General features: G+C 48.4%; 25 protein-coding genes and 3 pseudogenes. 9 read left to right on the top strand and 19 right to left on the bottom strand.

Annotated features, from left to right (window positions below; translation table 11 throughout):
* Positions 1–141 (bottom strand): annotated as a pseudogene (locus H6F59_RS03540) (photosystem II q(b) protein); the annotation flags it as partial.
* Positions 142–1,369: 1,228 nt separating this feature from the next.
* On the opposite strand from H6F59_RS03540, the gene H6F59_RS03535 reads away from it, so the two are divergent.
* Complete coding sequence (locus tag H6F59_RS03535) at positions 1,370–1,759, top strand: AbrB family transcriptional regulator (RefSeq protein WP_190515661.1); 390 nt, start codon at positions 1,370–1,372, stop codon at positions 1,757–1,759.
* Positions 1,760–2,222: 463 nt separating this feature from the next.
* On the opposite strand, the gene H6F59_RS26695 is transcribed toward H6F59_RS03535, so the two are convergent.
* The 3 genes from H6F59_RS26695 to H6F59_RS26220 are packed head-to-tail and all read right to left on the bottom strand — an operon-like array spanning position 2,223 to position 3,441.
* A complete protein-coding gene (locus tag H6F59_RS26695; protein ID WP_277882375.1) occupies positions 2,223–2,519 on the bottom strand; it encodes an asparagine synthase-related protein in 297 nt (98 codons plus the stop codon).
* Positions 2,438–2,710, bottom strand: a complete 273-nt coding sequence (locus H6F59_RS27530; protein ID WP_348251358.1) for an asparagine synthase C-terminal domain-containing protein — start codon at positions 2,708–2,710, stop codon at positions 2,438–2,440. Before H6F59_RS27530 ends, H6F59_RS26695 begins: the two co-directional genes overlap by 82 nt.
* Positions 2,683–3,441: a hypothetical protein gene (locus tag H6F59_RS26220; RefSeq protein ID WP_199325564.1), complete on the bottom strand. Its 759-nt coding sequence runs from the start codon at positions 3,439–3,441 to the stop codon at positions 2,683–2,685. The genes H6F59_RS27530 and H6F59_RS26220 overlap by 28 nt, the downstream gene beginning before the upstream one ends.
* Positions 3,442–3,453: 12 nt before the next feature.
* Between H6F59_RS26220 and H6F59_RS03525 the strand changes: the two genes are divergently transcribed.
* The 3 genes from H6F59_RS03525 to H6F59_RS03515 all read left to right on the top strand — a co-directional run bounded on the left by H6F59_RS03525 (position 3,454) and on the right by H6F59_RS03515 (position 5,529).
* Positions 3,454–3,696, top strand: a complete 243-nt coding sequence (locus H6F59_RS03525) for a CU044_2847 family protein (RefSeq protein WP_313887104.1) — start codon at positions 3,454–3,456, stop codon at positions 3,694–3,696.
* 370 nt (positions 3,697–4,066) lie between these two features.
* On the top strand, positions 4,067–5,326 hold the full coding sequence (locus H6F59_RS03520; protein ID WP_190695190.1) for a serine/threonine-protein kinase: 1,260 nt from the start codon (positions 4,067–4,069) through the stop codon (positions 5,324–5,326).
* A gap of 38 nt (positions 5,327–5,364) precedes the next feature.
* Entirely contained in the window at positions 5,365–5,529 is a 165-nt protein-coding gene (locus tag H6F59_RS03515) for a hypothetical protein (RefSeq protein ID WP_190695188.1), read from the top strand.
* Positions 5,530–6,390: 861 nt separating this feature from the next.
* Here the strand turns inward: H6F59_RS03515 and H6F59_RS03510 are convergent.
* From H6F59_RS03510 to H6F59_RS03480, 8 genes and pseudogenes are all read right to left on the bottom strand, one after another.
* Positions 6,391–7,770 (bottom strand): AGE family epimerase/isomerase, encoded by a 1,380-nt coding sequence (locus tag H6F59_RS03510; protein WP_206755190.1) that lies wholly within the window; start codon positions 7,768–7,770, stop codon positions 6,391–6,393.
* A gap of 266 nt (positions 7,771–8,036) precedes the next feature.
* Positions 8,037–8,309: a zinc-binding dehydrogenase gene (locus tag H6F59_RS27525; RefSeq protein ID WP_190695184.1), complete on the bottom strand. Its 273-nt coding sequence runs from the start codon at positions 8,307–8,309 to the stop codon at positions 8,037–8,039.
* A gap of 1,648 nt (positions 8,310–9,957) precedes the next feature.
* Positions 9,958–10,530, bottom strand: a complete 573-nt coding sequence (locus tag H6F59_RS03500) for a hypothetical protein (protein WP_190695182.1) — start codon at positions 10,528–10,530, stop codon at positions 9,958–9,960.
* 337 nt (positions 10,531–10,867) lie between these two features.
* A pseudogene (locus H6F59_RS27520) lies at positions 10,868–11,008 on the bottom strand (bluetail domain-containing putative surface protein); the annotation flags it as partial.
* A 108-nt stretch (positions 11,009–11,116) separates the two neighbouring features.
* Positions 11,117–13,006, bottom strand: a pseudogene (locus tag H6F59_RS27515) (cadherin-like domain-containing protein); the annotation flags it as partial.
* Positions 13,007–13,885: 879 nt separating this feature from the next.
* Positions 13,886–14,182 carry a hypothetical protein gene (locus H6F59_RS03490; RefSeq protein WP_206755191.1) on the bottom strand — a complete coding sequence of 99 codons (297 nt, stop codon included), beginning with the start codon at positions 14,180–14,182 and terminating at the stop codon, positions 13,886–13,888.
* A gap of 146 nt (positions 14,183–14,328) precedes the next feature.
* Positions 14,329–14,481 (bottom strand): hypothetical protein, encoded by a 153-nt coding sequence (locus H6F59_RS03485; protein WP_190695180.1) that lies wholly within the window; start codon positions 14,479–14,481, stop codon positions 14,329–14,331.
* Positions 14,482–14,550: 69 nt separating this feature from the next.
* Positions 14,551–14,970 (bottom strand): hypothetical protein, encoded by a 420-nt coding sequence (locus H6F59_RS03480; RefSeq protein ID WP_190695178.1) that lies wholly within the window; start codon positions 14,968–14,970, stop codon positions 14,551–14,553.
* A 213-nt stretch (positions 14,971–15,183) separates the two neighbouring features.
* Here H6F59_RS03480 and H6F59_RS03475 point away from each other — a divergent pair, with 213 nt between their 5' ends.
* Entirely contained in the window at positions 15,184–16,251 is a 1,068-nt protein-coding gene (locus H6F59_RS03475) for a type IV pilin-like G/H family protein (protein WP_190695176.1), read from the top strand.
* Between the two features lie 51 nt (positions 16,252–16,302).
* Here H6F59_RS03475 and H6F59_RS03470 read toward each other — a convergent pair whose 3' ends face one another.
* The 6 genes from H6F59_RS03470 to H6F59_RS03445 are packed head-to-tail and all read right to left on the bottom strand — an operon-like array spanning position 16,303 to position 18,605.
* Positions 16,303–16,842: a hypothetical protein gene (locus H6F59_RS03470; protein WP_190695174.1), complete on the bottom strand. Its 540-nt coding sequence runs from the start codon at positions 16,840–16,842 to the stop codon at positions 16,303–16,305.
* A 44-nt stretch (positions 16,843–16,886) separates the two neighbouring features.
* Positions 16,887–17,258: a hypothetical protein gene (locus H6F59_RS03465; RefSeq protein ID WP_190695173.1), complete on the bottom strand. Its 372-nt coding sequence runs from the start codon at positions 17,256–17,258 to the stop codon at positions 16,887–16,889.
* Between the two features lie 59 nt (positions 17,259–17,317).
* The gene (locus H6F59_RS03460) at positions 17,318–17,566 is read right to left on the bottom strand and encodes a hypothetical protein (protein ID WP_190695171.1); all 249 of its coding nucleotides are present in this window, start codon (positions 17,564–17,566) and stop codon (positions 17,318–17,320) included.
* Complete coding sequence (locus tag H6F59_RS03455; protein WP_190695169.1) at positions 17,559–17,786, bottom strand: hypothetical protein; 228 nt, start codon at positions 17,784–17,786, stop codon at positions 17,559–17,561. Before H6F59_RS03455 ends, H6F59_RS03460 begins: the two co-directional genes overlap by 8 nt.
* Before the next feature lie 11 nt (positions 17,787–17,797).
* Positions 17,798–18,067, bottom strand: a complete 270-nt coding sequence (locus H6F59_RS03450; protein WP_190695167.1) for a hypothetical protein — start codon at positions 18,065–18,067, stop codon at positions 17,798–17,800.
* Positions 18,068–18,113: 46 nt separating this feature from the next.
* Positions 18,114–18,605 carry a hypothetical protein gene (locus H6F59_RS03445; protein WP_190695165.1) on the bottom strand — a complete coding sequence of 164 codons (492 nt, stop codon included), beginning with the start codon at positions 18,603–18,605 and terminating at the stop codon, positions 18,114–18,116.
* 632 nt (positions 18,606–19,237) lie between these two features.
* On the opposite strand from H6F59_RS03445, the gene H6F59_RS03440 reads away from it, so the two are divergent.
* Both H6F59_RS03440 and H6F59_RS03435 read left to right on the top strand, forming a co-directional pair.
* Complete coding sequence (locus H6F59_RS03440) at positions 19,238–19,498, top strand: hypothetical protein (RefSeq protein WP_190695163.1); 261 nt, start codon at positions 19,238–19,240, stop codon at positions 19,496–19,498.
* Positions 19,499–20,059: 561 nt separating this feature from the next.
* On the top strand, positions 20,060–21,229 hold the full coding sequence (locus tag H6F59_RS03435) for a hypothetical protein (RefSeq protein ID WP_190695160.1): 1,170 nt from the start codon (positions 20,060–20,062) through the stop codon (positions 21,227–21,229).
* 214 nt (positions 21,230–21,443) lie between these two features.
* Here the strand turns inward: H6F59_RS03435 and H6F59_RS03430 are convergent, their stop codons facing one another.
* On the bottom strand, positions 21,444–22,472 hold the full coding sequence (locus H6F59_RS03430; RefSeq protein WP_190695159.1) for a DUF1350 family protein: 1,029 nt from the start codon (positions 22,470–22,472) through the stop codon (positions 21,444–21,446).
* 346 nt (positions 22,473–22,818) lie between these two features.
* Here H6F59_RS03430 and H6F59_RS03425 point away from each other — a divergent pair, with 346 nt between their 5' ends.
* Together H6F59_RS03425 and H6F59_RS03420 are read left to right on the top strand one after the other, a co-directional pair.
* The gene (locus H6F59_RS03425) at positions 22,819–22,908 is read left to right on the top strand and encodes a DUF4113 domain-containing protein (protein WP_190695157.1); all 90 of its coding nucleotides are present in this window, start codon (positions 22,819–22,821) and stop codon (positions 22,906–22,908) included.
* A 311-nt stretch (positions 22,909–23,219) separates the two neighbouring features.
* A complete protein-coding gene (locus H6F59_RS03420) occupies positions 23,220–24,017 on the top strand; it encodes a patatin-like phospholipase family protein (RefSeq protein WP_190695155.1) in 798 nt (265 codons plus the stop codon).
* The last annotated feature ends 17 nt before the right edge of the window (positions 24,018–24,034 follow it).

Genomic DNA, 24,034 nt, shown 5'->3' with positions numbered 1-24,034 from the left:
GCAGGCGGTCGCAGCTAGCAGGGTGGGGATCATCAGCACGCCGAACCAGCCCACATACAGGCGGTTCTCGGTGCTGGTCACCCACTGGCAAAACTGCTCCCACAGGGAGGCAGTTTGTTGTCTTTGTAACGTCGTAGTCATGATAAAGATGAGTGCAGGTTGGTGGATTTGATTCATCCGCAAGGGATGACGAGGTATGTATATCCCTACCTTAAACCCAACTGTTACAGTTTGTAAAGAACTTTTAAGTGAGCCATGAGAGATAATCAGCACAGGCTGTCTCATTCTTGTTCCAGCGCCCTAGCAAGGGTGTAACTCCAGCAGCAACTACAGAAAGTTGTGGCGATCGCACTGTATCCCAGGCTGCCGCTTCCGTTCCTTGCTACGTTGCTCTATATAAGTGAAGGGGGAAGGCCTAGGTTGTAGGGCTGAAGCAAGCAAAAGGGCCGCAGACCTTGCTAGAGAAGGCTCGATTGAATGCAAAGGGAAAGACCACGCGATGCTGTTCCCATCGCGTTCAGGTCTTCATCATGACCCAGTTCCACATGGATAAATCTCAGCTTTCTAAACTTGAATAGCTAGCCCTAGTGGTGCAGGGCTACTACTACAGCCAGTGCGAGTAGCGTTTCATTATTATTGCCTGTAGCATCCATGGCAGGTTGTTCGTTCTCTTTGCGCCATATGCTCTTGAGACCTCCGCCCCTCTTTTGCGTTTGAAAGGGGAGCGACAGCACTTTGGGCTTAGATTGCGATCGCACTTCTTTATTCCCCCAACCCGCTCCTGCTGAAGGGACACGGGCGTAGCGATCGAGCGGTCCTTACTCTTAGCCAAGTTTTTCTCTAAACCCTCACCTCGTCCCTTCCGGTCGGTCAGGCTTTACGACATTCTTGATGTCACTGATTGACACTTGGAACATTTATTTCCAAATTCAAATCAGCCTACCCCTTACCACCCCTCGCGTTTTCCATCATTCTTGACAAGTAACTCAGTTCAGTCAAATCACCATTCATAGGACCATAGGAGCAAACCATCCTCTGTACTGTTGCTAGTCTCAGCGATTGCGCTGGCAACACCCCTTCTTCGAAGTATTAGATCTTCTAAAGTGAGTTGCGCTTGCCATACAACGATGGGTTGATAGGCTGGATAGCACAACTCTGGTTGACAACATTTTTCATTAGATATTGGCTCTAAGATTGTGAGTCAGTTGATATATTGATAACTATAATAAAATTTAGATTAAGCTAAATTGTCTCTAAACCCTTCCTCTATCCACTAGGTAGAGTGGGAGACAAGGAGCATTGAATGATTCTAGAGATTTTCTAGCAGTCATCTGAGATTACGATGTGTACCCCAATGATGGATTGAATTATGGCAGTAAAAAGTAAGGAACCCTTGACAGGCAAGGAACTTTTGGCCAAGGTCAAGGACAATGACAGCCTCACTAAGCGAGAACTTGCTAAGGAATGTGGTTACTACACGGTTGGTAAGGAAGGGCAAACCCGTGTGAACCTGGCTGAGTTTTATGATGCTCTGTTGGTAGCGAAAGGCATTCAGCTTGAACCGCAGAAGAGCGCAGACGGAAGAGGTCGAGAAGCGTCATATACCCTCACCGTTCATAAGAACGGTCAGATCGTGATTGGTGGAGCTTACACTCAGGAGATGGGCCTCAAGACTGGAGATGAGTTCAAGATCAAACTGGGTTACAAGCACATTCACCTGGTCAAGCTGGACGCTGAAGGTAATGAAGACCAGTCCTGACGAAATTGATGACGAATTGAGTGTTCCAACTTACACCCTTGGAATTGATCTTTCAGCCTGACCATCTTTATGTGGGTAATGCAGCTTGCAACACAGATGAGCGAGCTTTTATTAGAACCACTCGCGGCAGGCTGCCCAATGAATTCGTCTTTCTCATTGAATGGCTGACTCGAGATGGTTTGCGTAACCGGGCATTCCGTAGTAGGCAGTCGTTACCCAAGGATGTGTATCTCACATTCGATTGGTAAGCGAAGAAAGACATCATCGCTGTATAGACCAAACAGCCGGGCCTTCCCGGCTGTTGTTTTACTTATCAAAAATACAGGAAATAAAGTAAAGCTTCTAAAGCTTACGAACTGCGACTATGGCGCAATTATCTCTTCTGAGAATGACGACCTCAAGGGTGGGAGCTAGCGTAAAACTTAGCATGGGCGCATATAGCAGTATTCGTTAAGCGGCATCGTCATGTAACTGCATTATTTGGTTGTAAAGCGCAAGGCGTGGCAAGCTCTATGCTCCATGAGATGGTCGATTGCAGGTACGCCCAAATTGGGTCTTGCTGGCTGACGGAGTTGTAGAGTTGGTTGATCAGCATGGGCTGGTTTTTGGGGCCACCAAAGCAGGGATCACCCCCTTCCCCGTTGAGCACTACTCCAACCTGGCGTTGCGCCAATAGCCCTAGCAGCAGGTTGGGTACTGTGAGGGGATCGCCAATGGGATCGTCGAGCCAGGCCATGGCCTCAGGCAGCTGCTCCCACATTTTGCTAAGGGGAATTTCGAGAATGGATGTTGGGTGCCGCAGTGACGGGCTACCAGGCCCGAAAACTCTAGCTCGTTGGGGTAAGGGTCGCCAAAGTGAATGGAGTAGGTGTGAACCGGGTGAGCATGAAATTTAGCTGCCAACGCAGTGATGGCGCTGGAGTCTAGCCCGCCGGAGAGGAAGACTCCCACTGGAGCTTCAGGCAGCGAGTCTTGTACGACTTGATCGAGGTGCGATCGCAGCTGCTCCCCATGCCACTCCAACGATTGTTCCTCACCCTTAGTATCCAGCCGTTCCTCCAGATGCAGTAGGCTTGGCAGTCAGTCCCAGGCCAGGAGAGCTGAGTACCGGGGCGCAGCTCGCGCACGTCTTGCCAAAGGGTGCGCGAGCCCGGTACGAAGGCGCAGCACAGGTAGTCGCGTAGGGCGACAAGATCGAGGTTTGAAGAACGGTAGGGGGTGAGCGCTCGTAGATCTCCCGCTGCCCAGTAGGTTGAACCCTGAATGGTGTAATACAGCGTTCTAGCACCCGCCGAGTCGCGCCCAAGCCACAAAACCTCGCGCTCCCGATCCCATACCGCTAGGCTAAAGGAGCCTACCAGTTTCGGCAGGACAGCAGTTTGCCACCGTTCCCAGGCAGCGGCTACCAGTTGAACATCGGACGGTTGCAGTGGATTTTCTGAGATTAGATCGCGGAGCAGCGATCGCCGATCCGACAGCCAAATATTCCCCACCACTACGTAGCGGCGGGAAGGACTGAGCGCAAGCTGACTATCAGCCGGACGGCCAGAGCCAACGGCGATCGCCAACGGCCCTTCCTGCCAAGCGGCCCCCTCCAATTTGGCCTCCGGTCCCCAACCCACGCGCCAGGTTGGGGCAACTTGCAACGGATAACGGATAGGGGAGTTAGAAAACCGGAGCATACAGTCAATCCAGTGGTCCAGATAAGAGAAACACCCACCCGCTTTTCTTTTCAGGCGATGCAGGGCACCATTCGCGTCTACACCAGCTACACCCTCAACGCGTTCAGGCAGATGGCCGGGGCTAGCGTCGATAAGGTAACGCTCAAATTTGGGGTAAAAGTAGCTGGAGAAGCTGGGGTACCCTACGTCACTAAGAGCACGGCTGATGCCAACCTCAAGATTACCGTGGAGTGTTCGTTCCCGAAGGAAAGCTGAGGCTCCAGTGTCTGGAAGATACCCCCGATTAGGCTGCATAGTTGCCGGGCTAGTTGCCCCGCGCCACAAAGCAGCATCACAACCTCTCTTGGCAGCTCTTTCGTGAGTACAGGCGTGGGGTAAGCCAGATTGGTTGATTGCGCGCGCAGGCAACCAATCAACCCACCCCACCCAAAAGCGTTCGCATTCCCACTAACCTCGTACTTGGTGAGTAGACGCGACAGAGCTGTGGGGTTGTCGTAGACGACAGCGTTCGCGATCAACCGTGCACATTGATTGCTGATCTCGGGAGTGAACCTCCATAAAGTGGGTACCTTTGATGCAAAGATGCCAAAGGCATGCGTAGCGTTCAGCTCAAAAAGGTTTACCAATGGCCAATTTCGATGGCAGTGCTGACAGTCCATTCGTAAACCAAATCTTGCACGATCGCTATCAAATTCAAGCAATGCTGGGTCGCAAACCCGGACGGCAAACGTTTTTAGCGCTCGATTTACAAAATCAACTACCTGTTGTCATTAAACTCTTACTGTTTAGCCCAGATTCTACCTGGGAGGATTTGAAATTATTTGAGCGCGAGGCAGAAACTCTCAAAGCTCTTGGTCACCCAGCAATACCTCAATATCTTGATTTCTTTGAGGTAGAAATCGAGTTTGGCAAGGGTTTTGCGCTGGTACAAAGTTACATTGAGGCACGCTCGCTTCAACAATGGACACAGGACGGCTGTAGGTTTGGCGAAGCAGAATTAACGGCGATCACCAAAGACTTGCTAGACATCTTGGAGTACCTTCATCGACTTCAACCGCCTGTCATTCATCGTGATATTAAACCGAGTAATGTGTTGCTCAAAAACCGTAGTGGCAATGGTCCGGGTGAGGTTTATCTGATTGATTTTGGCTCGGTACAAACAGCCGCTCATGGTGGCACGGTAACAGTGGTTGGCACCTATGGTTATATGCCATCCGAACAATTTGGTGGCCGATCGTTACCCGCATCCGATTTGTATGGTGTCGGTATGACCTTAACTTATCTAGCGACAGGTCAACATCCTGCTGATTTACCTGAAGACGATTTACACGTTGGATTTGACCACTTGACGACCCTCAGCAGGCCTTTCATCAGTTGGATCGAATGGCTAACAAACCCAAGCTTAGCCAAAAGACCAGCAACAGCACAAGACGCAAGGCTACACCTTCTCAAGCCTCGCCAAGAGCCAAAAGCGACCTCAACCGTACAGAAGCTTTTCTTAGGTACAACAACATGTCCCTCATCCTCCTCTATTTCCCTGAAGGCAACTCAAACTACTCTTCAGCTAAGAGTACCACTAAATCAAATTCTATATACCTTTTCAGGCGTGAATGACAACTTACTGCTCTGGACTTGTCTAGCACTAGCCTTAATAACGTTTGCAATGTTTTTTATAGATTTTCTGTTTACCTTGTTTCTTATGTTGCTTACTTGGTTTCTTCCATTTCTTCCAATTCTTATAATTCTAGCGTTCCAAGGGTCAAGCCCAAGGAAAGTGCTTGATGTGTTCTTGATGAACGTTAGAGGTTCATTCAATCATACTAGTGCTAATATTGAATTTCCAAAAAAAAAGATAGGACAGTCGTTGTTACTTTCGACCGGCTAAAAGGTAGGGAAAAAACTGTAATTCTCCAAGGAGAACTAATGGGAATTTCTGCTGGCGCGGCGAACCAGACCAGCTATCGAATCAACTTGAACTTCTCATCTAATGATCAAATGATTATCGTCTACAGTACTCGTCGGGAAATTGAATGGCTCTGCAACGAGTTAAGCGAGTGGGCAGGAATTCAGGCCCAGCCTTGGCCGTGATAGCAGAAGCTGGCTAGGGCAACAGACTGGGGCTCAGCTAGGCCCAAGAGCCCGCTCGCGGGTAGGCATTGCGCTCCAGATAGCCAGTATTCACGCTGCAGCGGCCTGGTCGATGGTGCCGTGCTGGCTAGGGGCGCGGGTACCCAAACTCCATCACCATTGCTGGTAGTTTTAGTAAGGCTTGAGGTGGAATCCTTCAAAGCTCTTTGTCAGCTCCATCATGCCGGGCGTGTCAATGGTAGGGTTAGACTGCGCGATCGCGATGTTGTAGTTGAGTGTTGGACGTAGCACGTCAGCATAGGGCCTGACCCATTCACCGCTGACCAAATCTTTTAACTCAGTAGTCGAGGTGAGCTCCTGTGCTGCGACCTGTATTACCAGTGGTAGCGAATTGCTTACCGCTGCTGTAGCTCCCAGGTGTGCAACTGGCAAGTGTAGCCAGAGGTGTTTCTCATTGCCCACGGTATAAGGCGCTAAAGTAGTGAAGCTGAGATTTAGGTCTATTTAGTTTCTTTTTAGTGTCTGGCTAGTTGCCCCGCGCTGCAAAGCAGCATCACAGCCTCACTTGGCAGCTCTTTCGTAAGTACAGGCATGGAGTAAGTCAGATTGGCTAATTGCGCGTAGGGAACAACTCAACTCACAAGCCTTCGGCAGTTTGAAGCCATTGAGCACTCGGCTTAATCGATAATCGCCTCAGCTACCTCCCGGCAGAGGCGGTCTAACGGTTCCATTCACCCGCTGCCGATGCCCTTCACCTCCCACCGATCACCCTTGTCGGTCAAGGTGCAACAAAGTGGTCGGACTATGGATTTACTTATAACAATATGCACCCAGATTATTAAATGTTCAACTGTGCTGTTGTTATCGAATATCTGAGAAATCTATTTTATAAATTGTTGCTGTCTCTTGATTTCTAATAGTTTCGATTTCGTCTATTGTGCCTCGATAAAAGTAAGGATGAATTGTATCTACTGAGGGCATTTGCTTAAAAGCATAGTGGAGAGATACTGGTTTTCCATGCAACTGGCTGGAAGTAATGTAACCAACTAGAGCATGTTCAGAAGAATGATATCCATTCTTCCAGGGCCATTGCTTAGGCATTTCGTTCAGTGGTTGATTTGTTAAACCATTCACTTCACTCCAAACCTCACCATATTCTCGATCAACAAAATAATTGAACCAATAACTGTAGGTTTGCGACAAGTAAGAAACCAAAGACGGGCTCTCCAAAGCTAGATAGGCTGTAAACTGATTAAGTTCAGCATAAACCCACCAACTTTTATCAATATCAATGCTGCCTCCCCGCTTAACTCCAGATCCCCAGGATCCTGATTCAGGTAAGTAGGCGCGTTCCAAAACTTTGGGACCATTTTCATTCACAAACGAAACAAGAAAGGATTCGCCGGACAATAACCCAATCATCCGCATTGTCCACATTGCCTTGATCGTATGCCCAAAATCAACCGCTGTTTGTTGAATATCCTGATCGCTTGGGGAGTTGGCAGACAAAAAGAATAAGTTCTCTTCGGGGGAATAGAACTGATCAATCATGATCTCTGAAAGCTTGACCATATCCTGCTTCCATTCTGTTTGGTATGGCTCTGGCAGGATTGGAGTGAGCAGCAGCATATATGCGTTCAATTGATCGAGTTGAGCAACTAATTTCTTGTCTAAAGCATTGCTGTCATTCCCATCTTGCAACTGCCACTGAAGCAGGTCAAGGTCTGAATTATAATAAGTTTTGAAAATGAATTCTTTGGTCTCAAGAAGATCTGACAAAACCTCCGAATCACGGGTCAGATAATAGTAGTAGCCAATACCCAAAAGAGCATAGGATAACTCTTGAGGGTTACGATATTCAAAGGCCGATTCCCAGGACTGGCTTTCACCATCCCAAAAGGAATAAGTGCCGCCCTGTTCACGGTCAAATGCATTTTGTCTCAGGTAATCCACTCCAGCTTTAGCGTATTCTAAATACTGAACATCCCCTGTCATCTGAAAAGCAACTCCATAAGTGTAAATTTGCCGGGATAAGGAGACGGTATATTGCCGATCCAGCATCAACCAAGTGTTGTCTTTAATTTCGGAACAGGGATGATCGCGAGCGAGCAGAGAACCGTCATTACATCGAACAGATGGAAAGTTACCGATCGGTTCTCCTGGGGCTGTTGGCAATGTCCAGAAGGGAAGGATTTCATGTTGTAGGTGATACATCCAACGTTGAGCTGTGGGGAGGGACACAACCGAATTGTTGGAAATCCTAGAGATTCTAGGTAAGGACGGTGTAATAGTTGGTGCTAAGGAGCGGTGAAAATTGTGCGATACTTTCGTCGATTGAAGAGTGGTACTTGTCGAATCAGCAGAGGAGGAAATTCCAGATGTAAGAGTGAGCAAAAAAGTGACAAGACTTAACAATAACTGAAATCGCAGACTCATATAGTTAAGCCGAATAGATAATTCGTAGCTACCGAGAATTTAAATCAGCTCTTTGTAATCTTTTTAGCGGCTTACTTAAACCCGGTACTGAGTCTAACGTTCCCAATCACTGGATACCGATAACCTTTGCAACTCACCAACCACCTAAATTTGTTCCGTTGCATTGAGATTGTCTGTTCAACATACCTATGAGCCTCGGCAATCTGTTTCAAACGATAACGTCTGCCGCTCACTGATTTCATCGTTCCTGCCTCAATCAGCTCTTTGAGGAAAATTAGGTCTTCTTTACCTCCAGCTGTTACCCTAACAATGACACGCTTCCGCAGCGGTTTCCTATTGGGCATAGGTAGTCGTCTTATAACAAATTGGGTCGAACGGTTGCAGTCATGGAGTTTCCTCTACACAGGTTACAAATGGGTGTTGTTTGAGTTTTTTAACTCAAACAACCAATGTGCTGCAAGGAACGTTATGGAAGCGTTTGCAAAGGCGTGATAATGCAGACTCAAGCTCCCTAACAATTGAATCTTTAGATCAGGCTGGTCATTCATTAGGGAGAATAGGTGTTACTTATCGAGATCGAGAATTAATCTCACAAAAGCTATCCTCCCTAGTATTATCTACGAACTTGACTAAAGATAGCTAAGGGCAACTCAAAAAATATGAATCTTATTGAGAGTAGTAATAAGATTGCAGGGTTTCTAGGTTCTATAATTTAGAGATAGAGATAAGGTAATTAATTGAGGTACCCTTAAAAGGGTTGCCAGCAATATGAAGTTAGAGGGAAATATTGACCCTCGACGGTCAAGGGTAGCACTACTAGCTAGTGGAGATCGCTACAAACAGTGGACAAAAACGAAGCTGTCGTAGGCCGTATTAGGCAGCTCACAGATTAGTTGCCCCGCGCCGCAAAGCAGCATCACAATTGCTCTCGGCAGATCTTTCGTGAGACGTTCCAAAATTTGTCCAACGCGACGTTTGACACCTACCACGCAGCTGCATCGACGTAAGCCAGATCGGCTAGCTGCGCAACTACTCGACCCACAAGCTTTGAGCAAGTTAAAGCCATTGAGCACTCAGTTTGCTCGATAGTCATCTCAGCTACCTCCCAGCAGTGCCATTCTGCCCATTCAAAGTCGACTTTTCAGAAAACAGGTTGATTGCAAGAGGTCTAATGTCCCTGTTAAGCAGCTGCTAACATTCACAGCTTCTATACCAAGATTCCTTTTCAATCCGCTCTAATAGGGTTGTTATGTCGATTTTCAGTAATAACAGCCCTCACATATCCAATTCGGCCCAATCTCGTCAAAATCAATTACCTCAGGGGTCGATTGTGCTTATCCACTAGAAGTTTGCTTGAGTGAACAGAACTTTTGACAGTTTCGGTCAGCGTTCAGAAATAGTTTCTCGGAAAATAGAAGATGGAGGACGAAAGCTAATCGGTTCGTCCTCCATCTTCGTGTGCCATAACTAAAAACGCCTTAGAAGTTCGGTGAATTTTGCTGACGCACCTGTTGATCTAACTCGTTCAACTTAAATTGGAGGTCAGCAGAGTATTGCTGAATGTGAATTTTATCCCCTTCGATTAAACGTGCCTGCAACTGCCCGATCAAGATTTCAATACATTGACGGAGACTTGGAGCAAACTGCATCCCAAAATCTACGCTGCCAGCTTTAGTTGTTTTTGCGCTTGTAAGATTAAGGCTTCAGCACGAATACGCTTCTCGATCGAATCGTAAATCATAGCGTCACTCCAATGTTTTGAAAGAGAGGAAATTATTTTCTCTAACTATAACGTTTCAATTGCTTGGTGCATTAAGCTGTTAGGACAACTAGTAGTGTAATTCCTGCTTGATAATGATCAAGATAAGCAGCGGCATAACGGTCCGGGTCAGCGATTGCTAGAACCTTCGGATTCAACCAGAGCGGCTTCGGGAAAGCCGCTACGCCCGAATTGTTAGACATACTGTAGCCTACAACTCGATTTGCAAAATTTTATTGCAAGTTTTTTAGTAGAGATTGTAGTTGCAGAGGCGCATCATTAGCCATGATATGTTTCCCATAGCGCCGCCATAATAATGATTCAACTAAGGTAGCTTTCTTCTTTTCACCTAGGTTATTTCCCCAAATAGCTAAATCTGGATCACCCTTAGCTTTCCATTGCTCAAATACTTTTGCGAGATGCTGATCAATCTCCAGACTTTGTAGTTCTTTCGATTTTTCACTAGCAGTTCTTGAAGATACTGAAAGGTATATTCCTAATTTGATCAAGGCATCCCCTGCCTGCGCCTCGGCGTATATTCCATCCCAATTTACTAACAGCTCTGGATATATGTTGCGCAGGATATTAATGGTAGACTGCGCTGCTATAAGCTCAGCATCAACTCTTCGTTGGCCTTTTCCAGTTCCTTTAACTGCACGCCCATCTGGGAATATCACTGTTACAACAGTAGAATGCTGAGAGTTAGGAGGGGGTGATAATAGTGTCTTTTGAAAGGCAGCGTGCTCTTCAAGGCATCCAAGATTTTTGAGTATTTCAAAAAGCTGGTTCTTTGCATTTTTGCTCATACACACCTTCAGATTTCGGCTCAAGCACTATTCTTATTGGACAGAACAATCCTAGGTTCAGTGGAACGCTTATAGCAGAACCATGAGTCGGTTGCAAAGGGAGACACCCAGTCAGATAGCTCTGAATTCTGGAGTAGCTGCCTCACGCCACAACCAGTCCATAGCTAAATAGCATTACCAACTATGTCCGATAAGGCATGCCAGAAACCAGAGAGGTTTGACGTTGATTAGAGAGCTATCAGGCTTTCATGGGTGGGTAGATGAGGCGGATCGCACTGTGCATGACGGCAAAGCGGCAAAACACGGTGCGATCGCCCCTCATGAGTTGATGTGGAGATTAGGCAATGGCCAAACTGGTCAAATTACCGTTGAAGCCAGTAATCTCGATGACGGCATCGCTGGCCTCCTGAAATCCGGCCGTATCGTTGTTCAAGGCGATAAAGGTGCGGGAGCCTAGGCTAAAGGTCGCCGCTCGATTGATCCCAAAGGCACCAGCCGTCAGTACGGCACTAATATCTGCTTCAGTCAGAGACGCAACCGCACTTAGCTCGGCTACGTTGGCCGCGCTGACCGCAGCAGGACCATCAATCACATCAGTGCCAATTTTTAGGTCAGTAATGCGGTCAATGTTGCTCAACAGCGAGTCACTTAAGCTAGAGACGACAAACCTGTCAGTACCATTGCCTCCAGTTAAAGCATCGCCCGCAGCATTACCCACCAGACGGTCATCGCCATTGCCGCTGTTTAGGTTGTCATTGCCTGCGGTGCCGATGAGGGTATCTTTGCTGTTGCCGCCGGTGACGGTTTTGCCCACCACGATGCTTACCGTAGCGGTATCGCTCAAACTGCCGTCGCTGAGGGTGTAGACAAAGCTAGCCGTACCGTCAAAGCTGGCGTCGGGAGTGAAGGTGACAAAATCGTCAGCAAAGTCATTAGGGGTGTCATTGTTGCTCAGCGCCACGCGGCCGCCTGTGGCACCGCCTACAGCGGTGATGCGCAGTACGGTGTTGGCATCAGGATCGGTGTCGTTGGCCAGCAGCGCCGTCGCGGAAGTTACCAGGGGGGTGCTTTGGTTGGCTGTGAAGCCGCTGTCGTCGAGGGCGTCGGGCGCAAAGTCGTTTGCCCTGCCAAACACTACATAGCTCTCACCAGCTAAATAGTTGCCGTTGGGGGCTGCTCCGGATGCTCCAATGAGCAGGTCATCAATGCCGTCATTATTGATGTCCCCCGCACTGCTGACGGAGAAGCCCGACTCGTCATTGACATCGATGCCATTAATCACAAAGCTGTTGCTGCCATTGAGGTCAGAGAGGTTGAGGCTGCCCCCAGCGCCCACACCAGTCCCACCAAACACTACATAGCTCTCGCCAGCATCCTCAATGCCATTAGGGTCTGCTCCGCTTGCCCCAACGATCAGGTCGTCAATGCCATCACCGTTGATATCCCCCGCACTGCTGATAGAGAAGCCTGAGAAGTCATTGACATCGATGCCGTTAATCACAAAGCCGTTGCTGCCGTTTAGGTCAGAGAGGTTGAGGCTGGCCCCCAGCGCCCACACCGACCCCACCAAACACCACATAGCTCTCGCCAGCCTCACTGGTGCCATTGGAGTCTGCTCCGCTTGCCCCAACAATCAGGTCGTTGATGCCATCATTGTTGATATCCCCCGCACTGCTGACGGAGATACCTAAGTAGTCAAAATCATCAATGCCGTTAATCACAAAGCCGTTGCTACCGTTAAGAGCAGAGAGGTTAAGACTGCCCCCTTCGCCCATACCGCCCCCACCAAACACCACATAGCTCTCGCCAGCATCATTGGTGACATTGGGGTCTGCACTGGGTGCTCCGATGATTAGGTCACCGATGCTATCGCCGTTAATGTCGCCTGCACTGCTAACGGAAAAGCCCGACTGGTCAAACTCATCAATGCCATTAATTACAAAGCCGTTGCTGCCGTTAAGCTCAGAGAGGTTGAGGTTGCCCCTGCACTGCTAACGGAAAAGCCCGACTGGTCAAACTCATCAATGCCATTAATTACAAAGCCGTTGCTGCCGTTAAGCTCAGAGAGGTTGAGGTTGCCCCCTTCGCCCACACCGCCCCCACCAAACACCACATAGCTTTCGCCAGCATCATTGGTGCTATTGGGGTCTGCACTGGGTGCTCCGATGATCAGGTCGTCGATGCCATCGCCGTTGATGTCGCCTGCACTGCTAACAGAAAAGCCCGATTGGTCAAACTCATTAATGCCATTAATTACAAAGCCGTTGCTGCCGTTAAGGTTAAAGAGGTTGAAGCTACCGCTGCTGCCCATACCAGCCCCACCAAACACCACATAGCTCTCACCAGCCACATTGTTGCCGTTGGGGCTTGCAAGATAGGCCCCAATGACCAGGTCATCAATGCCATCGCCGTTAATGTCCCCCGCATTGCTGACGGAGTAGCCTGAGTGGTCAAACCCATCAATGCCGTTGATCACAAAGCCGTTGCTGCCGTTGAGGGTAGAAAGGTTAAACACAGGGTCGAACATGGAAGAACTCCATAGATAACATTCAAACTAAGCACTGAGCAGAACTAGGAACAGCCGGGAGTGTGTGGGCAAACGGCGCAGATCAAACCAGAAATAATGCCTGTTGAAACAGAAGCAATCTCCCCTTTCCCTCAGGAATCGAGTTCCCGATGCGGACAATCGTGCGATTCTCCCCACAGAACACAATGCTCTCCGTTGTTCTAGCGATACCAATACAGCTTGCTCAGTCAGGACAAGCCACCTTAGCCTGAATTAATTCATCAGTCAGAATCCGCATTTTTACGGAAACAGTCAAGCGCAAGCTTTGTCCTTTATACGAGTTTTATAAGTCATCTACGAAAGATAGCGTCAGGCTCTGTAGTTTCTCGCGCCTTAGCCGTTGCAGAGTACGTTTGCTCCGCAGCAACTCACCCTGCCAGATCTGCGAGCTCACGCTACGGTTTTTTCCCTTCCTTAGAGGAGTGTGCAATCAACACAAGGTATTGAGCCGTTACACAGGATCAGGGACAACGGGCCTGTCGAGCTTGCCAAAAAGGGAAACAACCTTAAGTCCTGATTTAACTGCCCCGCGCCGCAACCACTCCGCAGCTGAGTTCCTGCGGAAACCCCTTCAAAACAAGGCATCTAGGCCAATCGAGAGGTTTGGCTGCGACTTGTAGATAGAACGGTAAAATCAGGCCTTTAGACAACTGGCACAAGCCAGCCCATGCCAAACTTAGTCCATTTTTCTGCGCTACTGGCACAGAGCGTATGTGCTTATAGCCTATGAAGTGAGATAACCAACGGTTCATTTTGTACAACCGTCGCGCTAAGCATTGATGATTCTACCTACACCGAATCATCCGCCCAACCACAATGCCCACAGTCCCAATGAATCTGGCCCTCAGTTGCTTTGGGCACCGGCATCTCACAATTAGGGCAACGGGAGGTAAACAGAGGGTGAACATCTAACATCTCCAACCGCTGCTCCAAAGTCAGCCGCTGCACCGGGTCTAAGATCAGCTCACCATCGTAGTAGCTAGCCCCCTCTGGCTGCCATTCCTCTCCGTACCAAGCCAACGAGTCATTAGGAATGGCGATCGCCTTAGTGGCCAACCTGAAGCCTGAACAGCTATCTTCCTCCACTCTCTGGGGATGCTCTACACAAACTAGGTAAGGACTATGGGCGCAATATTCACAGAGGTCGCAGCAGTCGAGCTTAGCCGTTAAAATCCGCAGTTCTTTGCACCAAAAGACTTAGTGATCGTACCGTCTGGTTCCAGCGTTGCGCACTAAATGCCATCGGCCTGCCAGAGCTGGTAATGGTCAATGCCCTCAACAAGAAGGACTGCCCCAACCATGATCAGGACGGCCTCCGCTACACTCGTTCCCAATACTCGCAAAGGCCAAACTGTAGTTGGAGTAATCGGTCGAACGTCCTTCATTCTGCACCCTAAACACCTGCCCGTAGAATGCCCAGATTCTAATGAAGCTGCGAGTAAGCTAATCTGCTGTCAACTCACCTGTCGCTTGTTGTTGGCATAGGCGTTGTAGTCTTCGTGAGAAAGAACCATCAGGGGAATAATGCAGCCCTTGTCTTCCCGGCAAAGCATTCGGTAACGAAGACCGACCGGAATACGAACTACAGATTTGTCGAAGTGCATTCTCTTACCGCTGAGCTTTTGGAAGTGCTTGCCCTTGTGAAGGTCTGCCAAGATGCAACGTGATTTCAGAACGACATGCTCCGGTAGCCCTCTGAGGTCTACAGCATCCTGATCAAAGCTTGCCACCCACTCATTCCGCTGCCGCTGCCGTTCTGCCTGCTCCTGGGCCTTTCTGGCAGATTCATGGGCCTCCTGCCGACAGTAGGCGCACTCTTTGCCGTGACCCTTATGTCCACAGAGGAAAGTCTTCTTGTGCTTACGTTTTGACAAAACCTCAGTAGCTCCAGCCCAAGTGTGACAATTAATACTCAGTATTGCCTTTGCCTAAGCTTCTGTCGTGGGGTTTTCTTTACTCAAAAAGATCGGTTTCCTATTCGGTTGGACAAGCTTTGCCTTGGGATGGTAAATATTCCCGGACCGTTTTAGCACTGGGCAGAAGAGGAAGTAGCTAAATGCGAACTCCCATATCAGAAAGGGCACTCTTTGAATGGCGGTTTGAGCTTAGCTACAGATCAAATAATTTCTAGACATTACGGAAAGTTAGATATGGTTGCTGCGAATCCAATGGAGTTAGCTAAGCAAGGCGATGCAGATGCGATCGCAGCGCTTATGAACAAGGCTCTACAGTCTAAAGGCATTAAAGTAAGTGGAAAAGCAACCAAAGGTTGCCTAACAATTGTTGCCGAGTCTAAAGAAGCTCCTGACCAAACTTTTTTGACTGGTTATCTTAGCAAAGGCGTTAAGTCAATAAATCCTACATCCCTTGAGCGAATGGTAGTCCAAGGGAAAGAGATTGGGCAATCAAAAATTGTCTGGCGGGAAAATGTCAACCTTAAAGTCTCGGAGCCCACCAAAGAAGGGAAGATCGCTGAGGTAAAGAATAAGCTTGGCGTGTTTAGAAGTGTATTAGATATTGCAAACACTGCCCTTTTAGGTGGAATTTTTCTCACGCTGTTAGGTAGCCAGCTTAAAGCTTCTCCCACTCAGGCATCATTTTGGGAATACAGTGTTGAAGGTGTTAGTGATGAATCTTTCACAGAAACCATGCTAGAAATGGGTGCAAAAGGATGGGATCTTGCTTCCGCACGCAGGGCAGTGAGTGGAGAAGGATCTTACAGCGAAGGACTATATGAAGTCATCTTCAAGCGCCCAATTTCTGAGTCTGAAGCAGAAAGCAATCTAAAGAATATAGAAATTATTGGCAAGGAGAATGGAATTGAGTCATTCCTGTCATTGACTAACAGTGAACAGGAATTGAATTATATTCAAAATGACATTCTATCTCGTGATTTTAGTAGCACCGAAGCATTCTTGCAAGATGACTCAGATAACTACGATGTCGAAATAGCACAGTCATTACCGGAGCTATTTGTTGTCAATGCAACTCCGAAGAGCAATAATCTTAGGAGTTTTGTCAGTGCAGTGGCGGTCGTTGATGACTCTACCAAATCAATAATTTGCAAGACCGATGAGCCTGGAAAAACTTTGCCTGATCCCCCTCAGGTTGTAGATGGTTCCTTGGAATGCGCTGCTGGCTCATTTGAACCCTAACATTCCTTTCGAGAGATAGGGCTTGAACCGCAAGTAAGCTATTCGGCACAGTTAGGCTGCTTCCTGTGTCGAATATTTAGGCATAGCGATCGCATCCACAGACCAGGCTACTACCACCCGGTTGTAGTCCCCCGGTATTGGAATTCCCGCTGCTTCAAAGTGCTGCACTGCCTCGATCACCATTCCCTCCACTGGGGCAATCCAGTCCTCTCGCTCGACTAGCTCCCAACGGGGCTCTCCATACTCATTAGCGATCAGCCCCTTAGCAGTAGCATGAATCACCAGCAGAGGGCCGTTACCATCATGCCAGGGCTCACGGGCAGGTACTGAGCCATCGAGAGAGGCAATTGCCAAGTGAAATGATTCTAGGGCTGTCTCATACTGATTCAGAGGCTGATAGGTCTGCACTCGTGCGATCGCCCACTGCTGGCCATAAGCTTCAAACTGCTGGCCCACTATCGGAGTTGCTTCAGCAAAGGCCAAGTCATAGTCTTCAATGCTGCTCTCTGGCACATAGCCCTCTGGGGCATCCCAACCGCTGGGAACGTGGCCAGGGGGATAGCTCATCACAGTCTTGATCAGATGCGTCATGGCTCACCTCATCCTCTGAACGTACAAACCCAGCGAGAACCCCGCTAGCTGGCTCTCCTGACCCGCACCACAGTAACTAGGCTACCGCCTTGGCCAGTGTACTGCTCGGCCAAAAGGCTACACTTTCGGCGGACCTGCTGCTCGTTGTCGGCCCAAACATAGTCCTCCCAATCTTCTACCTGCTGCTCAGGGTTGGGAGTGTAAGACAAGACCGGAATCCGCAGCTCCTGCCCATTGTTGGACAAAACCCAATACGTCACTCCAGCGATGGCTACTACGCCGACTACACAACCAACACTGGCAACGCAGGCAGCTACCGCTGGCACTGCTACTGGATTAGCTCGGACCTGTGCCGCTTGCCCCATCACCAGGGCACCAGAAACTGTGAGTGCTGCTGCACCCTTCCAATGGTTCATAATGCTGCTCCTAAACGAAGCCCCCGGCGTGGCCGAGGGAAAATGCCGTGTTGTAGTTCTTAAGCTACTGAGGCCGCTTCTTGCTCAGTCTCGGGCTCTAACCGAAGGAACCCTTTCTCAGCCAAATGCTTAATGCGGGAAATCAAAGGTCTGCGATCGCTCAGGCCCAGAGGCACCAGAAGTTCGGTTACAGAAACCTTCCGGCCCTCAGCCAGCTTTGCTTTCAGCAGGTCGTAGGTTTCAAGCTGAACTGTAGTGGCCGTTGCGCGGTTAGCACCGTCTAGAAATTCAATGATCATGCTAATCATCTTTGATTTCCACTCCTGATGATACTAGCGTACTCCAGTAGTCTTCAATCTCGCTTTCGGTAGAAGCCTTTACGTCAGACTGGGTTTCCTGACGATAATCCTTCTCAAAGTCGCCCCAGTCCTCAAAGGTGCCTTCGGGCGTTACCCCCTCCTTCATGTTGCAGTTCTGCTGATGCCGCCCTTCGGCGTCCAAATCGTCGCCATTTAACTTCCTTGCCATGCCAATGCTCCCTACTCTGTCCTATAGCTCGTGGCCTGCGGGCCTGAATACTCGATCACAATCCAGCTGCTGCCTTCTAGGCGGTAGTAGTCCCCGGTCTCTGTGCGATAGGTGGGAAAGCCAAAGTTGTTGACCATATCGGTGTAGGTCTGAGGCCAAGCTAGCACTTGCAGATAGACCAACTGTTGCTGAGTGATGCCGCCATCCACTCCGTAGGGCTGCTGGCCAGGGGCAAACTCATTAGTGCTAGCTGGGGTCGCTGTAGTGCGGGCTTCTGCCATCGCGCAACCCGTCACCAGTCCGCCTAGGCCAGAGAGACTGCTACTCTCATGGCTGCTCCTGCCCAGTGTCCTCCTGCATTCGCTTTTTCTTGAGCAGGTTATAGGTGCCAAGCTCAGCCTGCGTCTCGACCTTGAACCGGCGAACTCCTCGCAGGGCTCCCTTAGCGCGAAACATATTCAGCTCGGCCTCGCTAAAGTCGTCCTCAACCTCGCTCAGCTGATCCACGAAAGCTTCGATGTCGGCAATCTCGGCGGCAAGCTGGGTCTGGAGGCTGCTGCCCTGGGTTTGAAGCAAGGCCAGGGCGTTGCCCACCTCTTCAGGCATGAATTCCCCATCAATTACTCCGGCATTGCCCCACTCATGGGAGAACCGAGCTTTAGCATCTTCCACCCAGGCTTTGGAGTCCATACGATCGCGCTTCACTCTCTGAGCAAAGTCGTCAAACAGCTCTGCGGCCAAGTCGGTGTACTGATGCCCCACCTTCAACAGTGGCTCTGGGGCTACCCGCTCCAGCCACACGTACCAGCGGGTTTTCATGTTGGAGCTGTAGAGGTTGTTTCCTGTGCGTCCTAGTGTGCGGTCGCCCTGTGCGGGAGTGTGCGACTGCACAGTATCCGTTACTTTTCGATGTGCAGCGGTGCGTACTTTGGTGCGTTTTCCATCCGTGCGTCCTCCTTTAAGAAAGCGGTAAAACCTTTGAAATAGAAGCGTTTTTACCTGTTCGACCACTGCACTAGCGCTGTGCTTGGGGTGTTTGTCCCTTGTGCGGCTAGCTGTGCAAAAAAGTGCGGCAGGTGTGCGCTTTCCTGTTCGATAGCACGGTTGTACTGATTGTCCAATAAGACAATTCGGTAAGCTTTGGAGCAATGCTGGTTTCAGGTTTTGGGGGACACTATCTGTCCCCAGAACAGTTCAGGGAAAGAATTCGCCCAATAAAAAAAGCCCTAAGAACATCACTCTAGGGCTGGTGTGTTTGTGTTTTTTGGTAGTTCAATTGTACTGCAAAAAGAGTGTTCTGGAGTTCACAAATCCTGCCATCGTGGCTATGGTGGCAAGACAATACATTAGACAGTACAGCGAGAGCGCTTGGGATTAAAGGCTTTCTAGTGCCCTGTCTGAGCTAGACAAAACACCAGCCATGACAGAACCAGTAGAGTGCGCTTTGGTGGATGAACTGCCTCTTAAAAAGCCTACCCAACCGCTATGGAGTTGCCCGTTCTCAGATCTACAACCGCACCAATGTCCTCGGGATTGTGACGGTCAAACGCGATAAAAACAAAGCCTACGTAACGGCGGATCACATCAAGTTGCTGGATCAAATCCACGAACTGATTCAGCAGGACTACACGCTAGAGGCTTCTGCCGCTGCCATTCTAGGCCAACCTACGAGACAGTCCCATGAGACACCAGTACCTCATTCATACTCCTAGCCCAACTCCAGAACAGTCTCACGGGGCAACAGGACAGCTAGAGATGCTTCAGGCTTTGGTGCTGCGATCGCCAACCAACAGCCCTCATCTGCACCACCGGCACCGCCGAACCCACTCTCTCGCTTTGAACAACTTCAGGCGATCGCCAACAACGACTGGCGGCCTAGCACCAGTGAACTAACCGATATCCTTGGCCTCTCATCTCTCTATGAGGCAACCTTCGAGCGCTATGGCTTTCGCTTCACTAGGGCAGGAAAAAACGGGGCACAGTCGGCTTGGAAAGTGGAGAAGATCCATGAGTAAGGCCAAAGCCAAAAAATTGTCTCGTTTATGAGGCATTCGGTGATGATGGACACGGACTCAAGCCCTTTGACCATCCTACATGTACTGAAAAGCTCTACTAGGCCTATATTGCCTTCATTTTTGAACTTCCTATTTCAGAATGCCGCTCTAGTTTCCGGAATCATCTTTTATCAGGTTGTTTCTTTCTAAGTAAGTTCACGGGCAGTAAGCAAGGTCCAGTTTTCAAGCAAAGACGCGACCGCCTACCTTGACTTAATCATGTGCATTAACAGTATTGATGAGGATGTTTTGATGCCTTCGAATTCAATGAAGAAGTATTTTTCTGTTCTATTTCGCTTGATTGCTTGTATATTCGCAATCTTGATTCTGCCCCTAGGCAATGTTGCTCTGGCTCAGTCTATCTTCGAAGACGGAATGGATATTGGACTAACCAGTTTTTATACTGATGCGTCAGGTCAAGAAAGCAAGGTGAAGGTACTAAAAGACATCCTGGACTACGATATTTCAGTTCCCCTCAATGTCAGAGACCTCAATCCGACTCAAGTAGGCAATGGTAAATTTCAAGGTGCCGACCTAGATTTTTCAACAGCTGAGCCTAAAATTCCTGGCACTGCCACCCGAATTCAGTTTTCGGGCCCGGTAACTTCTGAAAACGGCCAAAACAAGACGGGCTTTATCTACTCAGTTGTTGGGGGCAAAACTAAAGAAAGCAGTTGTCCTGTTGAGATCAAGGATACGCAAATCGCCTTCTTCGAAACCGCATCCGAGGCTGAACAAGCAGCCAAGAGCCTAGAGAATAAAGGCTATCTCGTATATGTGTCTGTCAATTCAGAGGCTCAAGACAAAGCGATCGAAAAGATTAAGGAATTAAACTGTCGTCCCAATGCTGAAGGCATTGTAGTCAACGGCAAGACCCAGCAAGTCACAGTCGACTTCACTAAGGTCTTCAACCTACTGCCACCCCGCTTGCAACAAGCGGCTCGGGAACAACCCTTTGTTTACTTCCCCAAAGGTGATGCTATTTACCTCGTCAATGCGCGTAAAACATACGGTATTACAGACCTCGAAGTCGGGTTGTTTGATGCCGATACTGATGAACTCATTACCATCATCGATGATAATGATATTATTCGCGCCAGTGATATCGCTAATCGCAATGTGACCATTGCCGCTGTTGTAACTCCTGATAGTGCCTTCAAAAACAAGGTTGGCAGTATCGTATTCAATCTCAACAACGCTCAATTAACCAAAACGGAAAATATTTCACCCTACGCTATTTTCGGCGATGACCCCACTGGGAATCTTAATGGTGGAAACTTGAACCTCAAGCAGGAAAACACGATCTTTTTGAAGGTCTATGAAAGCCGCCAAGCAAAGGGCAATCTACTAGGCGAGGCAAAAGTCAATTTCAAAGTTAACAACAATTAGAGGAACCTTGAACAGGCACTTATCTGGACAACTGCAGGAGCACTCTTTGTCCTCAACCGAAGTTAGCTATTCAACTTCATCACTAGTCCGTTGAATTGTCCGGAATCAACTCACTGCTAGCTCTCCAAACAATATAAAAGCTATCGCATCTGATAGATGCGATAGCTTTTTAAGCACTCGGTCGAGTAGCTTAGAACAACAAACGATACTAAGGCTAAATCCGTGCCGAAAAACTCTCTAGCAATTCACTCATAAGGTCTTCTAAAGCAGCATTTCTTTTATCAGTTAAGGTGAGCAGAGGCCAATCAAAGAAGGGATTAACAACGTGATTGACCAACTGAACGCCTAGCGGCCTGAGATGTCCACCATTGAGATATTTTTGATTTTCTCTAGATGGTTTTTTAAGCACCTCTAAAAACCACTGACAGGTTTCCGCAGCAATCTTGTCAGATTGAAAACACACTAACCCAAGTAAGCCAAAAAGATCAGATTGTTTAATCAGGGCACAGGTAGTCGCCGTCGTCGGTTTAACTCCCATTCCCCATTTGTCGACTAGTCGAGCAAAGGCCTTGGGTTTGACTGCACTGGAGGTATCACTGGTGCAAGGTGCCAGTAAAACAGAGGGCTGATTCTTAATAAACAGGTTTAAGAAGATCGATTCAGCACTTTCATCGTAGGACTGCCCAATGCTCTGCTGATAATCATGAATGAGTTTCTGGGTGCTTTTCGCCTCGATCTGCAAATCTCCAAACAAGCGGTCAATTTGAGCCACTACCTTCTCAATAGCTGTCTCGCTATACGACTCGTCCGGCAGATTTTTGAGCAGTTCACGGATAAATTGAGTCGCCTCGCTTTTATCATCGGGCAGGGCACTAAATGCTTCCAGCAGCGAGACATACTTACATCCGATGCTATGGGCAATCCAATAGTAATTTGAGTCCTTCAGATAAAATTGGTGGTCATAGCCTGCAAGCATCGCCAGTCTGACTAAGTCAGGCAGAATGTGGTACTGCTCTTTAACCAAGAAAATGGCTTCTCGGTAGTGATCAAACGAAAAATTGAATGGTAACAATACGATAGTGTACGACTTTTCATAAAGGTATCGAAGTAAGTGACGGTAAAAGAACATCGGCCCAAAAGTACCGAAAAAAGCCCCACCGACAAATTGAATTACTCCCTTAGGATTGGGATGTAGGGCCACCCAGCTATGAGAGATGGGCTTAAATCGTAATTTTGAAGCCATAGTTGTCCCTAAATTCCTTGATTTTACTGCAGGCAGCTAGTTGACAGAATTGTGTCCTTCATTCTTGCATGCCAAGAAAGTACAGGTTCATTCTCCCTACCATCAAAGCAATAAATTCCAGGTTTTTAAGCCCCATAGGGGCCCTCCCCGTCCCTAGCGATGCCATCGAGCAAAGCCTCAACTCAATCACCACCCACCCATAACCCCGCTGCCACCTTCTTCATGCAGGTCGAGGGAGCTATAGCGGCGGATCAGGATGGGTAGCTAGGGAATTTGCTGGTGGTCGATCGCTCCCAACCGGCCCAGGACGTCTCTCTGGTGGTAGCGACGAACGCTGGTGCAGGCTATGGACGACCTCAACCGCAAGCTCAACCCCAATGCGGTCAAGTTTGGGGCGATGGGCCTAGGGCCCACTTGGGCGATGCGCTCAGAGTAGTTCACACTAAGATATACGACCACTGGGGGAGATTCCTAGCGTGAGGGTTGGTTAGGCGAAGCGCGATCTAGCAACAAGACTGCCCCGTGAGACATTCCTTAAGAACTATTAATAGTCCGGATACTCTTCTGAGCAAGCGCTTAAATTCTTATTTTTTCGTAGGCTAAACGGTTGTGGAACAGGTCTTAATCTCTTAATCTCTTAATCCTACCGTTGCCTGTCTGCTTGTTAAAAATCATTCTAAGTGTTGAGCTATGAAAAGCGCTCTATGGTATTAGAACAGAATCTATTAGCGTGAAGAACAAAACCGTATGACAACAACACCTTTAGATTTCAAGCAGTTTCCAGAAGAGACGCCCAAAGATTTGTCTCAGATTCCAATTGGGTTATCTTTATCAGGGGGCGGCTACCGTGCAGCAGCGTTTCATCTTGGAACCCTAGCCTATCTTGAGCGCATTAAACTACTTACTCAGTTATCTAGGTTATCCACAGTATCAGGGGGAACGTTCACAGGATCAAAATATATCTTGTCATTGGTGGAGGGAATTGGATTTCTTGAATTCTTCCAAAACTTCTATCGCTTTCTCCGTGATCAGGATTTATTTAAAGCTGGATTAGCAGATTTAAGTCAAGGCCCTAGTCGAGTGCCTTCAGGTCAGCCAAAGCTGATATTATCGATGGCAAACGTGTATGCTGACACTTTTCTAAAGTCCCCTCAAGGACATCCATACACTTTAGGTGAAGTTCTTGACGCAGAGATCTCTATTAAGGAAATTTCATTTAATACAACTGAATTTCGAACTGGTGTAGCTTTTAGGTTCCAAAAAAGCGCTAATGGCCGTGCTCGTATAGGTAATGGCAATGTGTCCATTCCTAAGGATGCCGCAAAAGAGATTCGACTAGCTGATATTGTAGCAGCCTCATCTTGTTTCCCTGGTGGGTTTGAGCCACTAGAATTTCCTCAGGATTTTGCCTGGCCCAACAATCAGATTCCTCCTAAGGTGAAGGATGCTGTTGGCGAAAATGGGCAGTTCCGCTCTTTAGCGTTAATGGATGGTGGCATTTTCGATAACCAAGGAATTGACAGCTTGATCTTGTCAGATAGTTGAAAAGATTCAGAATCTCT

The organism is Nodosilinea sp. FACHB-141 (assembly GCF_014696135.1).
Taxonomy (GTDB): domain Bacteria; phylum Cyanobacteriota; class Cyanobacteriia; order Phormidesmidales; family Phormidesmidaceae; genus Nodosilinea.
This window is presented reverse-complemented; position numbering and strand designations above follow the sequence as displayed.